Source organism: Gordonia gummivorans (assembly GCF_022513585.1).
Classification (GTDB): domain Bacteria; phylum Actinomycetota; class Actinomycetes; order Mycobacteriales; family Mycobacteriaceae; genus Gordonia.
Window position 1 is genome coordinate 62,095 of the sequence record NZ_JAKWBF010000018.1, and the last position, 15,054, is coordinate 77,148.

13 protein-coding genes are annotated in these 15,054 nt (G+C 67.3%); 8 read left to right on the forward strand and 5 right to left on the reverse strand.

What is annotated here, in order from left to right:
* Nucleotides 1-332: 332 nt before the first annotated feature.
* The 4 genes from MKW15_RS14425 to MKW15_RS14440 all read right to left on the reverse strand — a co-directional run bounded on the left by MKW15_RS14425 (nt 333) and on the right by MKW15_RS14440 (nt 3,616).
* Nucleotides 333-1,004 carry a TrmH family RNA methyltransferase gene (locus MKW15_RS14425; protein ID WP_240859372.1) on the reverse strand — a complete coding sequence of 224 codons (672 nt, stop codon included), beginning with the start codon at nt 1,002-1,004 and terminating at the stop codon, nt 333-335.
* Between the two features lie 10 nt (nt 1,005-1,014).
* Nucleotides 1,015-1,587, reverse strand: a complete 573-nt coding sequence (pyrE, locus tag MKW15_RS14430; RefSeq protein ID WP_240859374.1) for an orotate phosphoribosyltransferase — start codon at nt 1,585-1,587, stop codon at nt 1,015-1,017.
* Nucleotides 1,588-1,620: 33 nt separating this feature from the next.
* Nucleotides 1,621-2,550, reverse strand: a complete 930-nt coding sequence (locus tag MKW15_RS14435; protein WP_240859377.1) for a type III secretion system chaperone family protein — start codon at nt 2,548-2,550, stop codon at nt 1,621-1,623.
* Nucleotides 2,551-2,617: 67 nt separating this feature from the next.
* Nucleotides 2,618-3,616 carry a D-2-hydroxyacid dehydrogenase gene (locus tag MKW15_RS14440; RefSeq protein WP_240859379.1) on the reverse strand — a complete coding sequence of 333 codons (999 nt, stop codon included), beginning with the start codon at nt 3,614-3,616 and terminating at the stop codon, nt 2,618-2,620.
* Between the two features lie 91 nt (nt 3,617-3,707).
* Between MKW15_RS14440 and MKW15_RS14445 the strand changes: the two genes are divergently transcribed.
* From MKW15_RS14445 to MKW15_RS14480, 8 genes are all read left to right on the forward strand, one after another.
* On the forward strand, nt 3,708-4,310 hold the full coding sequence (locus MKW15_RS14445) for a DJ-1/PfpI family protein (protein WP_240859381.1): 603 nt from the start codon (nt 3,708-3,710) through the stop codon (nt 4,308-4,310).
* Nucleotides 4,311-4,315: 5 nt separating this feature from the next.
* On the forward strand, nt 4,316-4,750 hold the full coding sequence (locus tag MKW15_RS14450; protein ID WP_240859382.1) for a MarR family winged helix-turn-helix transcriptional regulator: 435 nt from the start codon (nt 4,316-4,318) through the stop codon (nt 4,748-4,750).
* Nucleotides 4,751-4,816: 66 nt separating this feature from the next.
* Nucleotides 4,817-6,145: an aspartate aminotransferase family protein gene (locus MKW15_RS14455; protein ID WP_240859385.1), complete on the forward strand. Its 1,329-nt coding sequence runs from the start codon at nt 4,817-4,819 to the stop codon at nt 6,143-6,145.
* Nucleotides 6,142-9,117, forward strand: coding sequence for an FAD-binding and (Fe-S)-binding domain-containing protein (locus MKW15_RS14460; RefSeq protein ID WP_240859387.1), 2,976 nt, complete (start codon nt 6,142-6,144; stop codon nt 9,115-9,117). The genes MKW15_RS14455 and MKW15_RS14460 overlap by 4 nt, the downstream gene beginning before the upstream one ends.
* On the forward strand, nt 9,114-10,616 hold the full coding sequence (locus tag MKW15_RS14465) for an NAD-dependent succinate-semialdehyde dehydrogenase (protein WP_240859389.1): 1,503 nt from the start codon (nt 9,114-9,116) through the stop codon (nt 10,614-10,616). Before MKW15_RS14460 ends, MKW15_RS14465 begins: the two co-directional genes overlap by 4 nt.
* A 39-nt stretch (nt 10,617-10,655) precedes the next feature.
* Nucleotides 10,656-11,849: a M24 family metallopeptidase gene (locus MKW15_RS14470; RefSeq protein ID WP_240859394.1), complete on the forward strand. Its 1,194-nt coding sequence runs from the start codon at nt 10,656-10,658 to the stop codon at nt 11,847-11,849.
* Nucleotides 11,850-12,009: 160 nt separating this feature from the next.
* Nucleotides 12,010-13,224: an aminotransferase-like domain-containing protein gene (locus MKW15_RS14475; protein ID WP_240859395.1), complete on the forward strand. Its 1,215-nt coding sequence runs from the start codon at nt 12,010-12,012 to the stop codon at nt 13,222-13,224.
* Nucleotides 13,225-13,304: 80 nt separating this feature from the next.
* On the forward strand, nt 13,305-14,507 hold the full coding sequence (locus MKW15_RS14480) for a M20 family metallopeptidase (protein ID WP_240859484.1): 1,203 nt from the start codon (nt 13,305-13,307) through the stop codon (nt 14,505-14,507).
* 58 nt (nt 14,508-14,565) lie between these two features.
* Here the strand turns inward: MKW15_RS14480 and MKW15_RS14485 are convergent, their stop codons facing one another.
* A complete protein-coding gene (locus tag MKW15_RS14485) occupies nt 14,566-15,051 on the reverse strand; it encodes an SRPBCC family protein (RefSeq protein ID WP_240859398.1) in 486 nt (161 codons plus the stop codon).
* Nucleotides 15,052-15,054 lie beyond the last annotated feature (3 nt).

Here is a 15,054-nt window from a genome sequence, read left to right on the forward strand (position 1 = left end):
CTAGGGGAAGAACTTCTTCCCCGGGGTTCGAAGTCGTCCGCGAGAATTTTCTGGGGGAGGACTCCAGGGGTAGGGGAAGAAACTTCCTCCCCTACTTTTGTGGGCGCATGTTCTTGGCGTCGCGTTCGGCGGAACGCGACGACGGTGACTCAGATCGGTGACTGAGATCGGGCCCGTCAGCGTCCGCTTCCGGGAAATACCCGGAGGACCACCCTCAGGGGCCCGATCCTGGCCACCGGTTCGTGTGAGCCGGCGGTCTCTCGTCATCGTGCCGTCGTCAACGCCTCAGGTTGGCTCCGTTTCCACGGTTCAGGCTCAGGCAGCGGCCGCGCTCACCACGCCTGCCCGAGATCGGCGTGTTGTCGAATCCAGGAGTGCATGGCGATCCCGGCGGCGACGCCGGCGTTGATGCTGCGCGTCGAGCCGAACTGGGCGATCGACACGGTGAGGTCGGCGGCGGCCTGGGCGTCGTCGCTGACACCCGGTCCTTCCTGCCCGAACAGCAGCACGCAATCACGCGGCAGTTCAACGGTTTCCAACGGCAGTGCACCCGGCGTGTTGTCCACCGCCACCACCGTCAACCCCGAATCACGAGCCCACGCAATCAGATCCGCCACCGTCTCGTGATGCATCAGATGCTGATAGCGGTCGGTGACCATGGCGCCGCGACGATTCCACCGGCGTCGTCCGACGATGTGGACGGCGGCTGCGGCGAACGCGTTCGCGGTGCGGACCACGGTCCCGATGTTGGCGTCGTGGGCGAAGTTCTCGATCGCGACGTGGAACGGGTGACGACGGGTGTCGAGGTCGGCGACGATCGCCTCACGGGTCCAATACCGGTACGCGTCAACCACATTGCGGGTGTCGCCCTCGTCGAGAAGCGTCGGGTCGTACCGGTCGTCGGTGGGTGGCGGCGAATCATGTTCGGCCGCCCAGGGACCCACGCCTACCGCGGGGCCGGCCTGCCACTCGGTCGGGCCTGGCTCCCCGGAAATGTCAGGCAAGACCCCAGAATCAGACAAGGCCGAGGTCGCCCAGGCCCAACAGCGACCGATACGGCACGCCGAGTCCGGTGATCACGGCGTCGGCTCCGGTGGCGCGGTCCACGACGGTGGCCACGCCGACGACGGTCGCCCCCGCCTCACGCGCCGCCTCGACCGCCGCCGACGGCGACGCGCCCGTGGTGGACGTGTCCTCGACCACCAGCACCCGACGACCGGCGATGTCCGGTCCCTCGATGCGGCGTTGCATGCCATGGGTTTTCGCGGCCTTGCGCACCACGAACGTGTCGATGGCCCGACCGTCGGCATGCATGATCGAGGTGGCCACCGGATCTGCCCCGAGCGTCAGACCGCCGACCGAGTCGTACTCCCAGTCCGCGGTCAGTTCCCGCATCAACCGGCCGATGAGCGGCGCCGCCTCGTGATGCAGGGTCGCGCGTCGGAGGTCGACGTAGTAGTCGGCTTCCTTGCCCGAGGACAACGTCACCTTGCCGTGCACCACGGACAGTTCCTGGACGAGGGCGGCCAGCCGCTCACGCGCCGACTGATCCACAGCGGGAGAAGACGAACCGGGGACAGAAGACATGACAGGAACTCTCACTCTCGGCCGGATGGCGGGTCAGTCGCGACTGTGACGATTTGGCCGCTCGATCCCGGGGTCGCTGTCAGAGCCACGCTCCCGGCGGACCGGCATGGGACTCAGCCCGCGAGCGCCACGGGTCGGCGTCGTGCCCGTCGCAGGGCTGGGTGCCGGTGCGGGCGCGGGCTGCCGGGGCTGGGCGGGCCGCCGATCGGGGTTCGGCGCAGCAGCCGGGTTGGGTGCCGCTTCCCCCCGTCGTCGGCGTTCCTTGTCCCGCATCGACTCGGTCTTCTCGTCGGCGAGTTCGGCGCGCGTCGGGCCGTGCGGGTCCCGGGGATCGGGGGTGTCCTGGGGATCGCGGACCGGCGGCAGGACGCGCAGCAGGTCGGCGAAGCGGCGCACAACTTCCAGCCCCGCGTTGAGGTGAGCAGCGTCGTTGGTCAAGGGCATCGAGCCGAGCGCCCAATTGCCCTCGTTCCAGAGCACCTCGACATACGCCGGCGCCTTGTTCGCCAGGGCGACCATGCGCCGGTCACACACCCTTCGGGCGACGTCAAGGTTGTTGGAGAACATCACGCGCGGACCCATCGCACCGAGCAGTTCGACGTCCTCTTCCATCGGGGCGAGTACGTCCTCGTGGCGCAGGTCGATCACCACTGGCGACGGCCCGGACCTGCGGACGGCGACCACGGTGGACGTGTCGACCAGGTCGAACACCACCGCTTCCGCGCCCCCGTAATGCCCGTATGCAACATCGCGAACCGCGACATGGTCCGGAACGTTCATCGTTGCGCGGTGAAAGACCTTGCGCAGCTTGGTGTCCGACTCACGGAACTTGAACTCGTGCTCGTCGCCCCACACCGCGCGCTGGTGACGCGCGACGTTGGATCGCTGCCGGTCCAGCCACAGCAGGACGACCGCGCCGGCGAGCGCCACGGCGGCTATGACGAAGTAGACGATGGTGGTCATCGCGCTACAGCCTACTATCGGCAGGCCAGCCACCGTGCTGCATGACCCGCCACCGGCGTCGAGCGGGTCAGCGGGTCACGTATCCGCGCGCCTTGTCGACCACGTTGACCAGCGTCGACGCGAGGTCCGATGCGTCGGAATCCCGATATTTGCGCAGGTTGACGAGGATCTGGTCGGCCAGTGAGTCACGCCACCCCGCCACGTCGCCGCTCATGTGCGCCGAGATCGAGACTCCGGGCATATCCCACAGCGGACTGTCCTCGGCCAGCGGTTCGTCGTCGAACACGTCCAGCGAGGCCGCTCCGAGCGCACCCGAGCGCACCGCATCCACCAGTGCGGATTCGTCGACGAGCTGCCCGCGCCCGACGTTGACGAGGTGGGCGCCGGATTTCATGGCCCCGAGTACCCGCGCGTCGACCATCCGTTCGGTCTGCGGTGTGAGCGGCGCGACGAGGATGACGTTGTCGAAGGCGCCGATGTGATCGGCGAGGTCGGATGTGGCGATCACCTCGCCGAAGTCGGGGTCGCCGGTCCGTGCGACGCGGCCGGCCCCGGTCACCGACACCCCCACCGCCCGCAACAACCGGGCGATGGCACGTCCGATACCGCCCGTTCCCACCACGAGCGCCGACGTCCGATGCGTCGCGACCGTCTCCCGATGCCGCCACACGTGGTCACGCTGAAATCCCATCGATTCGTGTAATCGCTTGTCCCGAGCCAGGATCGAGCCCAGGACGAACTCCGCAATCGGGCGGTCGAACACGCCGCTGGCGTTCGTGACCACCACCTCAGAGGTCACCAGATCGTCGAAGAGCAGCGAGTCGACACCGGCCGCACAGACGTGCACCCAGCGCAGCGAGTCTTTCGCCACGTCCCAGTTGTCGACGAGGCCGCGGGAGAAGAAGTCCCACAGGACAAGGATGTCGGCGCCGGACAGGGCGTCGGCCAGTCCATCGGCGGTGCAGTGCCGGATGTCGGCGAGTTGGTCCAGCTCGGCCAGGTTGTAGGGCGGCGGCACGTCGTCGGCGCCGAGGAAGACGAGAACGGGATATGCGTCGGAAGCCATCGGCATCCACCCTATGCGTCCAACATTGACAGCATTCTGTCAATTATGACAGAATGCTGTCATATTCAACCGAAACCTCAGGAGGCTCCCGATGCATACCGTCCATCTCGCGCTCTACGAAGGCCTGGCCGACTGGGAGTACGGATATGTCGCCGCGGGCATCAACAATCCGGAGTTCCAGCGCGCGCCGGGGACCTTCGAGATACGTACCGTCGGCGTCACTCGCGATTCCGTCACGACCATCGGCGGCGTGCAGATGACTCCCGGGCTGACGCTCGACGAGGTCGATCCCACCCAGAGCACCATGCTCGTTCTCCCCGGCGCGCAGAGCTGGGATGGCAACGACCCCTTCGTCGACGCCGCGTTGCGTTGGAATGCCGCAGGAGTGCCCGTCGCCGGGATCTGTGGTGCGACGCTGGGTCTCGCCCGCGCCGGACTGCTCGACCATCGACGCCACACCAGCAACGCACGGGAGCAACTCGCACCGACCGGATATCAGGGCGCCGAGCATTACGTCGACGCTCCCGCCGTCACCGACGACGGCATCATCACCGCCGCGGCTGTGGCACCGGTCGAGTTCGCACGCGAGGTGTTCGCCCTGCTCGGCATCTACGAGCCCACGGTGCTCGACGCCTGGTGGCAGCTGTATGGCAAGAAGGATCCGGCCGGCTTCTACGCCCTGGCCGAGAACTGACGCGCGTGTCCGAACATCAACGACTGCTGTCCGACGCGGCGCTGACCGCGTTCCACCTGAACGGGCAGTTCCTCGCTCTCGCCGACGAGCTCGCACGTCCCGCCGGCCTGACGGCAACACGGTGGCAGGTTCTCGGCGCGGTCTTGGACACGCCTCGCACGGTGTCTGACATCGCCCGCGTCATGGGTATCACACGCCAGAGCGTGCAGCGCACGGCCGACATCCTGGTCGACGACGGACTGGTTGCCTACTCCGACAACCCCGCCCACCGCCGCGCGAAACTCGTCGTCGCCACCGACGTCGGACGCGCGTCGGTCGAGGCCATCACACCTGGTCATCGGGCTGCTGCCGACCGCCTTACCGCCATGCTCGGCGCGGAACAATGGGAGTCGATCATCGACGGAATGCATGCGCTGAGCCGGGCCCTCGACAGCCTCTGACCTGGCCCTGCGAGACGAACCTGTCTAATTGTTGACAATCCGACAAACTACCGTCACGGTGGAGCCATGACCGCCAGTGTTGACACCACTCCCCTGACCGTTCCGGCCGCGTCATCTCGCCAGAAGGCGTCGCTGAGTCCGTTGCTCAAACAGGCGACACCCGTGGTCGTCGACCACGCGTTCGGCTCCTGGATTCACGGCACCGACGGCAACGACTACCTCGACTTCACCACGGGGATCGGGGTCACCAGCACCGGCCACTGCCATCCACGCGTTGTCGCCGCCGCACAAGCACAGTGCGCCAAGGTGATTCACGCCCAGTACACCACCGTCATGCATCCACCGCTGCTCGAGTTGACCGAACGGCTCGGGGGCGTACTACCGCTCGGACTGGACTCCGTCTTCTACGCCAACTCCGGGTCGGAGGCCGTCGAGGCCGCGGTCCGCCTGGCGAGAATGGCCACCGCCAAGCCGAACATCATTGTCTTCCAAGGCGGATTCCATGGCCGGACGGTCGCAGCAGCAAGTCTGACCACGGCAGGCACCCGCTTCTCGGCGGGCTTCTCACCTCTGATGAGCGGCGTGCACATGGCGCCGTTCCCGTACGCCTTCCGGTACGGCTGGGACACCGACACCGCGGTCGACTTCGCCCTGAGCGAGCTCGACTACCTGCTGCAATCCCGCGTCGCACCCAATGACACCGCGGCCTTCCTGATCGAGCCGGTCCTCGGTGACGGAGGCTATCTGCCCACCCCGCCGCGCTTCCTGGCCGGCCTCCGTGAACGCGCCGACGCGCACGGCATCCTGCTGATCCTCGACGAGGTGCAGGCCGGGTTCGGACGCACCGGTCGCTTCTGGGGCCACCAGCACGCCGACGGGCTCGTGCCCGATATCCTCATCACCGCAAAGGGACTCGCCTCCGGATTCCCCATCTCCGCCATCGCAGCGCCGACCGCACTGATGAGCAAGGCCTGGCCCGGCTCGCAAGGCGGAACCTACGGCGGCAACGCGGTCGCCGCGGCCGCCGCCATTGCCACCCTCGACGTGATCGAAAGCGAGGGCCTGGTCGAGAACGCTCGCCTCCGGGGTGAGCAACTCCTCGACGGACTACGTTCTGTGGCAGCGCCTTACAACGGCATCGGGGATGTCCGCGGGATCGGCCTGATGGCCGGCGTGGAGTTCGTCACCGCCGATGCATCCGGCGCACGAGTGCCCGACGCGGCAGCGGCAACCGCGGTGCAGCAGGCCACCACCGCGCAGGGATTGCTGACACTGACCTGCGGACCGGCCGGCAACGTCGTCCGCATGATCCCCGCACTCGTGGTGACCGAGGACGAGATCAGGCTGGGCGTCGAGCGTTTCGGTGCCGCACTGGCAGCCACACTCGGCCAGTGAGCATCGTCACCGACCTCACCACACTCGGCATCGACGCCGACGAGTCGACCCGGCGCCTGGCCGAATACTCCTACGACGCCTCGAACTATCGCGTGCCGCCGATCGCCGTCTCGTTCCCGCGATCGGCCACCGAGGTCGCCACCGTTGTCCGCCATTGTCACGAGCACGGAGTACCGGTGACCGCACGAGGCGGCGGAACATCCATGGGCGGCAACGCCATCGGCACGGGCATGGTCATCGACCTGTCACGCCATCTCGCCGATGTCCTCTCGATCGACGCCGACGGCGAAACCGCTGTGGCGGGCGCGGGCATCGTGTTGACCACCCTTGCCGCGCAGGCACGCAAGGCCACCGACGGACGGCTCACCTTCGCCCCCGACCCCTCGTCGGCCTCCCGTGCCACCCTCGGCGGCGCCATCGGCAACGACGCCTGCGGCAATCATTCGGTGCGCTACGGACGCACCAGCGATCACATCATCGAGCTCCATCTGGTGACCGCCGACGGGTATGCGCTCACCGCAACGCGTTCCGGCCTCAGCGCCTCCGAGCCCGACGATGGAGCTGCCGCTGCACGTGCAGCTCAGATCACCCGGGATCTACACGATCTGACATCGGCCAACCTCGGCATCTTCCGCACCGGGCTGGAGACCATTCCACGTCAGGTGTCGGGCTATCACCTGGCAAAGCTGCTCCCGGAGAACGGTTTCGACGTCGCCCGTGCACTGGTCGGCAGCGAGGGCACCTGTGCTGTCGTGGTGTCGGCCAAGGTCCGTCTCGTCCCGGCGCCCACGTCGGCATTGTTGTTGTGCGTCGGCTACCACTCCCCGTCCGACGCGGCTCGCGACGTGCCCGCGATCCTGCCGTTTGCGCCGTCGGCCATCGAGGGTATCGACCGCAAGATCGTGGCCACCATGGCCGCCCGACGCGGACCCGACACCGTCGCCGGTCTTCCGGACGGCTCGGCCTGGTTGTTCATCGACATCGACGAGAACAGCGCCGCAACACAATCCGAAGAGGATGTGCCGGCCACGGCCAAACTGCTGCTCGACCACCTGCGCGGTCAGGGCCGAATGATCGAGGCCACCGTCGTCGACGATCCGGTCCGACGAAAGGCGTTGTGGCGCGTCCGAGAAGACGGCGCCGGTTTGTCGTCGCGCCTCGCCGACCCCGACGACGAGAACGTCGGCAGCGGCTACGAATCCTGGCCCGGTTGGGAAGACGCCGCGGTCGCCCCCGAACGCCTCGCCGACTACCTCGACGACTTCTCCGCACTCCTCGACGAGCATGGACTCACCGGCGTGATGTACGGCCACTTCGGCGCGGGCTGTATGCACGTGCGGATCACCTTTGACCTGCGGACCGAATCCGGTCGCGCGACGATGGACCGATTCTGCACCGCGGCAGCCGAACTCGTGGTCCGCCACGGTGGTTCCCTGTCCGGCGAACACGGCGACGGACGTGCACGGTCGGCGCTGCTACCCATCATGTACGCCCCGGATATGTTGCGCGCCTTTGCCGAGTTCAAGAGGATCTGGGACCCGGCCGGCACTCTCAACCCCGGCAGCATCGTCGACCCACTCCCGATCACCACCGACCTCGCACTCGCCGACGTCCCGGATCGGCACTGGCCGACCAGTTTCAACCTCTGCCACTCCGGCGACACGCCCCTACCGCTCCCTGAGGTGCGAGCGAAGCGAGCCTCGAAGGGCCCGGCGACCACCCCGCCCGACCCCTTCACCCACGCCGTCCAAGGCTGCATCGGCGTCGGCCGTTGTCGTGCGTCGTCGGGCGGTGTGATGTGTCCGAGCTTCCGCGCCACGCGCGACGAGAAGGACTCGACGCGGGGCCGGGCGCGCGTCTTGCAAGACATGGTCCGCACCGCACCCTCGGTCGAAGAGGGTTGGCGATCAACCGATGTCGCCGACGCCCTCGACCTGTGCCTGTCCTGCAAGGCGTGCTCCACCGACTGCCCGACCGGCGTCGACATGGCCACCTACAAGTCGGAGTTCCTCGACCACCATTACCGTCGCCGCCTTCGTCCGCTCTCCCACTACTCGCTCGGCTGGATGCCCGCATGGCTCCCGACCGCCACCCTTGCCGCGCCTGTCGTCAACAGGGTTCTCGCGTCGAAACTGAACCGGCTCATGGCACGGGCGGGCGGTATCGATCCGCGACGTTCCATGCCGCGGTTCGCCACACGAGCCCAACGCCGCGAGCACCTCAAAGCGCTGCCCGCGGTGAACGCCACCTCCGACGTGATACTCGTCGCCGATTCCTTCACCAAGGCCTTCCGACCGCACGTGGCGACAGCCACCGCCGAGGTGCTGGGCGCCGTCGGCGACGCGGTCGGCTGCACCAGCGACGTCTGCTGTGGGCTCACGTGGATCTCCACCGGCCAGCTGAAACGGGCCCGTAAGACGTTGCAGCGCACGGCGTCGATCCTCGACGATGGAACAGACCGGCCCATCGTCGTCGCCGAACCCAGTTGCGCCGCAGCCCTGCGCAAGGACCTACCTGAGCTCGTCGACACCCCGGCGGCCCATCGCGTCGCGTCGAGGGTGCGCAGTTTCGCGTCGCATCTGGCCACCCTGACCGACGACGGTTGGCAGCCAACAGGACTGCCCCAGGCGGTCACTTTGCAGACGCATTGCCACGAGTACGCGGTGTTCGGTGCTGCGACGGGCGCATCGGCATTGCGGTCACTGGGTGTCGAGGTGCACAACGCCGAGGGCTGCTGCGGCGTCGCCGGAAACTTCGGGTTCGAACGTGGCCACTACGAGGTCAGCATGGCGGTGGCCGAGAACTCGCTCGCTCCGGCGCTGCGTGAGCAACCCGACCGTCCCGTCGTCACCGACGGCTTCAGCTGCGCCATGGCCGTCGATCACCTCTCGTCGGTCGACGCCGCACTCGCCTCGACGCGCAGCGTCCACCTCGCCGAACTGTTGGCCGATCCAGGAGGAAATCCCACATGACCACCATCGAATCCCGCACCGCTCCCGCGATCGACGAGGTCCATCCGGATCTCTTCATCGACGGCCAGTGGGTCCCCGCTGCCTCCGACAAGCGTTTCGATGTCGTCAACCCCGCCACCGAGGAGACCCTTGCCCGCGTCGCCGACGCCGACGCCACCGATGCCCGCCGCGCGATCGAGTCCGCGGCCGCGCACCAGAAGTCCTGGGCCGCGACATCACCGCGATCGCGCAGCGAGATCCTCTACCGCGCATATCAACTCATCATCGACCGCGCCGACGAGATCGCCGCGGTGATGACCGCGGAAATGGGCAAACCACTCGCAGAGGCGAAGGGTGAAGTCGCCTACGGTGCCGAGTTCTTCCGTTGGTTCGCCGAGGAGGCAGTACGCATCGGCGGCGATCACACCACCACCGGCGACGGCGGCAACCGGATCATCGTCACCAAACAGCCTGTCGGACCGTGCATTCTGATCACACCCTGGAACTTTCCGCTCGCCATGGGCACTCGCAAGATCGGCCCCGCGATCGCGGCAGGTTGCACGATGGTGTTCAAACCGGCCGAGCTCACTCCGCTGACCACGCTGATGCTGGCCGACATCCTCACCGAGGCAGGACTTCCCGACGGTGTGCTGAACGTGGTCACCACCACCGACCCATCCGCCGTCGTCACCGAGTGGATGGAGAGCGGCCTCGCGCGCAAGGTCAGCTTCACCGGCTCCACCGAGGTCGGCAAAACCCTGCTACGACAAGCAGCGGGCACGGTGATGCGCACCTCCATGGAGCTCGGCGGCAACGCCCCGTTCATCGTGTGTGCCGACGCCGACATCCCACGTGCCGTCGACGGCCTGGTGGTGGCGAAGATGCGCAACATGGGCCAGGCGTGCACGGCCGCCAATCGGGTGTTCGTGCACCGCAGCATCATCGACGACTTCTCCACGCAACTCACCGGACGCATGTCCGCGCTGCGAGTCGGTGACGGCGCAGCAGAGGGAACACAGGTCGGGCCCCTCGTCGAACCGAAAGCGGTCGGCAAGGTAGCCCACCTCGTCGATGACGCGACTCAGCGCGGTGCCACCGTGCGCTGCGGCGGAACAACTTCCGACGAGCCCGGGTACTTCTATCCGCCGACCGTCCTCGCCGACGTCGATCCCGAATCGGAGCTGATGTCCACCGAGATCTTCGGGCCGGTCGCGGCGCTCGTCGGCTTCGGCGATGCGTCCGCACCCGACGACCCGGCCGCCGACGACGAGGTGCTCGCCCTCGCCAACGACACGCCGTGGGGTCTGGTCGGATACCTGTTCAGCCAGGACGCCGACCGGCTCGAGCGGATGTCGTCGGCGATGGAAGTCGGTATGGTCGGCATCAACACGGGTCTGGTGTCCAATCCCGCGGCGCCCTTCGGCGGGATCAAGGAGTCGGGCCTGGGTCGCGAGGGCGGCCGGCTCGGCATCGAGGAGTTCCTCGACGTCAAGTACCTCGCCATTCCCGTCCGGCGCTGAATCACCGGCGCCGATCCGACCCCACGATAAGGAGGCTGCATGTATCTCGGCGCTCAGCTGTTCACCGACAGCGAGTACGAGCAGCGCCTGGTCCGGGTGCGCGAACTCATGGATCGGCAGGGTTTGTCGGCGATCATCGTCACCGACCCTGCCAACATCTTCTACCTGATCGGCTACAACGCCTGGTCGTTCTACACCCCGCAGATGCTGTTCGTCCCGATCGAGGGCGAGATGGTGTTCTTCTCCCGCGAGATGGATGCCCATGGCGCGCATCGCACCACGTGGTTGTCCGAGGAACAGATCGTCGGTTACCCGGAGAGCTACGTGCATCGCCCCCACGTCCATCCCTTCGATTGGGTGGCGTGGGCGCTTCGTCAACGACACCTCATCGCACCGGCATCCAAGGCGGGTTCGGTTGGGCTGGAGATGGACTCGCACTTCTTCTCCCCCAAGGCCTATCGCGCGTTGTACAACGCCATCCCGGAATGGAAGCTGGTCGATTCCTTCGAACTCGTGAACTGGGTGCGCTCGGTCAAGTCCGACGCCGAGATCCAGCTGATGCGTCAGGCCGGCATGGTGTGCTCGGAGGCGATGCGCGCGGCCATCGACACCATCGATGTCGGTGTGCGCCAATGTGATGCGGCGGCCGCCATCTCCCAGGCCCAGATCACCGGGACCGACCAGTTCGGCGGCGACTACCCCGCGATCGTGCCCCTTCTGCCCACCGGCGCGGCTGCCGACACCCCGCATCTCACCTGGCATCAAGGCACGTTCACCGAGAACGAGGCGGTGGTGGTCGAACTGACCGGTGCACACAACCGATACCATTGCCCCCTCGCGCGCACCGTCGCACTCGGCAAGCCGTCCAAGGACCTCGACTACGTCGCACAGGCCACCGCCGAAGGCCTGAACAACGTCCTCGACACCATCCGGCCCGGTGTCGCCACCCGCGAACTCGCGTCGACCTGGAACTGGACTCTCGCCAAGTACGGCCTTGAAAAGCCCTCTCGCCTCGGCTATTCCATCGGCATCGGCTATCCACCCGATTGGGGTGAGCGCACCATCAGCATCCGCACCGAAGACGAGACCATCCTGGAGACCAACATGACCTTCCACATCGTCTGCGGAATGTGGATGGACAACTACGGTTTCGAGCTGTCCGAGTCGGTCCGCGTCAGCCCCACCGGCGTCGAGACCTTCACCGCCTTCCCGCGTGAATTGATCCAGAAATGACAGCCCGCATGCACAATCCGCACAATCCGCTCCCTGAGGTGCGAGGAGCGCAAGCGACGAGCCTCGAAGGGTTGGCGAGAAGATGTCGCCAGCCCTTCGAGGCTCGCTTCGCTCGCACCTCAGGGAGCGGTGAGTGCCACAACCGAGACGAGGTGAAAGCATGACCGCCACCCACACCCCCACCATCCCCCTCGCGGGCCGCGCAAAGGATCTCGTCGGCTCGATGATCGATTCGTCGACGTCGCTATTGGCCGCGCAGTCGCACGACATCGTGCGGTTCGCGATGGGATCGCCTGCCGACGAAGCGGTTCCGGCCGACGAGTTCCGGCAGATCGCCGGGGAGATCCTCGACAACAGCTCGTTCACCTACGGCGCCACCGAAGGTGAACCCCGACTGCTGCAGTTGCTGGTGGATTACCTTGCCACCACTCCGGATCCGTCGAGTCACGAACGGCTAGTCATCACCACCGGCGGCATGCAGGGTCTGGATCTGGCCTGCAAACTCTTCGTCGACCCGGGCGACCTGGTGGTGGTCGAATCCCCCACCTACACCAACGGCAGTGCGACCGCCCTCTCCTACGGTGCGCAGCTTCTCGAGGTGCCGGTCGACGACGACGGCATGCAGGTGGACCGCCTCGAAGAGCTCGTCGCGCGCACGGGACTGATCCCCAAGGCGATCTACACCATCCCGACCTTCCAGAACCCGTCCGGCGTCACCCTCTCCGCGGAACGACGCCGAGAGTTGTTGCGGCTGGCCCACATCTGGGGATCGGTCATCATCGACGACGACCCGTACGGACTGCTGAGGTTCGCCGGCACCGACCTCCCCACCTTCCAAACCATCAGTCCCGCAGACCCACTCGTGTTCTCGGTGCGGACGTTCTCCAAGATCCTCGCACCGGGGTGGCGGGTCGGGTGGGTCGATGCCGACCCGTCACTGCGGCAACTACTCATCAACGGCAAGCAGGCCATGGACACCTGCACCAACGTGCCCAACCAGCACATCGTCGCCGAGTACATCGCCCGCGGCGGCCTCGACGACCATCTCGCCGGCATCCGGTCCCTCTACCGCGAACGCAAGGACGCGATGCGTGCGTCCATCGCGCGCCATCTCGGCGATCGGGTGAGAACCACCGACCCCGAGGGCGGCTTCTTCCTCTGGGTGACGCTGCGCGACGAGTTCGCCGAGATCGACACCCGGGAACTCTTCGAGGTGGCGCTCGCCGACGGCGTCGCGTTCATCCCCGGCCCGGCGCTGTCGCCGGGCGGTCGCTTCCGCAACTCGATGCGCCTGTGCTTCGCGTCGAGCACCCCGGAGCGAATCGACGAGGGAATCCGACGCTTGACGGTGAGTCTTGAGAAGATGGCACGGTGAGTGGTGCGGACAATGGCTATACCGGGCTGACCGAGGCAGAGGAAGGCGTCTGCGGCCACATCAATGCCGACACCATCGCCATGCTGACGGCATCGCTGGTGGAGGCGCCCAGCGAGAATCCGGGCGGGACCGAAGCCGCTGCCGTCGAGGTGCTCGAGAAGGCGTGCCGCGCCGTCGGACTGCAGGTCACCACCACGGAGGCCGCGCCGCAGCGCCCCAACCTCGTCGCCACTCTCCCCGCAGGTCACCGGGGCGAGCGCAGCGACGGGGCAATTCAACAGGGCGAGCGCAGCGACGGGGCAATTCAACAGGGCCCGGGCCTGATGTTTCTCGGGCATTCCGACGTCGTGCCGGCCGGCCCCAACTGGTCGGCCGATCCGTACCGGGCCCGCTTCGCCGACGGCCGCATCTACGGTCGCGGCACCACCGACATGAAGGGCGGGCTGGCGGCCGTCGTCGCCGCGATGCAGGCGTTACGGCACGCCGACGCCTACGGGATCGAACTGTCCGGGCCGGTCCGGCTGGTGTGTACGGTCGACGAGGAGGAACACGGCATCGGGGTCCGTGACTTCGTCTCCCACCCCGCCGACCACGACTTCCTCGGCTGCATCGTCGCCGAGCCCACCGATCTGCAGGTGGTCCGGGGCTGTCGCGGTGCGTCGTACCTGGAGATCGATGTCTTCGGCCGGGCCGCCCATTCCGGCCGACCCTCCGATGGGCGCAGCGCCATCAACGCCGCCGCGCAGATCGTCGACCTCATCCGCTTCGACCACGAGCATCTCGCCCTGACGCAGGACGAACTACTCGGTGCCGGCACCTGGAACGTCGGCACCATCACCGGTGGCCAGGGCATCTCGGTGGTCGCCCCGACCTGCTCGCTCGGCATCGACCGCCGCCTGATGCCCGACGAGGATCCGCACGCCATCGCCGACCAACTGCGTTCGACGATCAGCCGCGCCGGCATCGACACCGACGGCATCACCGTCGATGTCCGCGTCACCATGGAGATGCCCGGCTTCGCGACGCCCGCCGATCACGCACTGGTGACCTCCGCGGTCGATGCGGTCACCGATGCCGGGGCCACGACGTCGATCGGCGGATGGAGCGCCGCCTGCGACGGCGGTTTCGTGAGTCGCGACCTCGGTGTCCCGTCGATCGTGTTGGGGCCCGGCAACATCAACACCGACGCCCACCAGCCCGACGAGTCGGTCGCGGTCGGCGACCTCGTCACCGCCGCTCGCGCCTACACCCTCGCCGCGCTCCGGTTGCTGGGTGCGAGCTGAGCCTTCCGCTGATCGAGCCGATACCGAGCCCCTGGGCGAGGCATCGTGTCGAGATCACTCAACCCTTCAGCTTCTTCTCCAACCCGTGCGCCAACGGCCACACCGACGCCCACAGGACGCGCCCCGCGACGCCCCCGACCCGCGGCCCGACACCCGCCTTAGGTGCCGTCGCGACCGTCCATTCCAGCCGCGAACCGTTGCCCTTCGGGGTGATCACGTAGTCCTCGGCGAACGAACGGATGCCCGGTCCGGTGGTCCCGACGGCGGAGAACGTCATCCGCTCTCCCTCATCCCACCGGTAGAATTCCTCACGGACAGTGAGGAATCCACCCAGCGTGACTTCGCGGATGGCGCCGACGCCCCGCGGACCCGGTTCCCAGTGCGCCCCGGTGACCAGCTTGCTCCATGAGCCCACCGCGTCGTCGGCTGCGAGAACTTCCCACACACGCGCGGGTGCCGCAGGTGTGTCGAAGCCCAGCGTCGCCCGGACCGGCGCCTCGTCGAAGAATTCGTCGCCGACCGTCACCAGCGAATGTCGAGCCATGGT

What these genes read in the sequence shown, in the direction of transcription:
- MKW15_RS14455 (WP_240859385.1), top strand. Translation starts at nt 4,817, where the DNA reads ATGACCGCCAGTGTTGACACCACTCCCCTGACCGTTCCGGCCGCGTCA.
- MKW15_RS14470 (WP_240859394.1), top strand. Translation starts at nt 10,656, where the DNA reads ATGTATCTCGGCGCTCAGCTGTTCACCGACAGCGAGTACGAGCAGCGC.
- MKW15_RS14480 (WP_240859484.1), top strand. Translation starts at nt 13,305, where the DNA reads ATGCTGACGGCATCGCTGGTGGAGGCGCCCAGCGAGAATCCGGGCGGG.
- pyrE (WP_240859374.1), bottom strand. Translation starts at nt 1,587, where the DNA reads ATGTCTTCTGTCCCCGGTTCGTCTTCTCCCGCTGTGGATCAGTCGGCG.
- MKW15_RS14435 (WP_240859377.1), bottom strand. Translation starts at nt 2,550, where the DNA reads ATGACCACCATCGTCTACTTCGTCATAGCCGCCGTGGCGCTCGCCGGC.
- MKW15_RS14475 (WP_240859395.1), top strand. Translation starts at nt 12,010, where the DNA reads ATGACCGCCACCCACACCCCCACCATCCCCCTCGCGGGCCGCGCAAAG.
- MKW15_RS14440 (WP_240859379.1), bottom strand. Translation starts at nt 3,616, where the DNA reads ATGGCTTCCGACGCATATCCCGTTCTCGTCTTCCTCGGCGCCGACGAC.
- MKW15_RS14445 (WP_240859381.1), top strand. Translation starts at nt 3,708, where the DNA reads ATGCATACCGTCCATCTCGCGCTCTACGAAGGCCTGGCCGACTGGGAG.
- MKW15_RS14465 (WP_240859389.1), top strand. Translation starts at nt 9,114, where the DNA reads ATGACCACCATCGAATCCCGCACCGCTCCCGCGATCGACGAGGTCCAT.
- MKW15_RS14485 (WP_240859398.1), bottom strand. Translation starts at nt 15,051, where the DNA reads ATGGCTCGACATTCGCTGGTGACGGTCGGCGACGAATTCTTCGACGAG.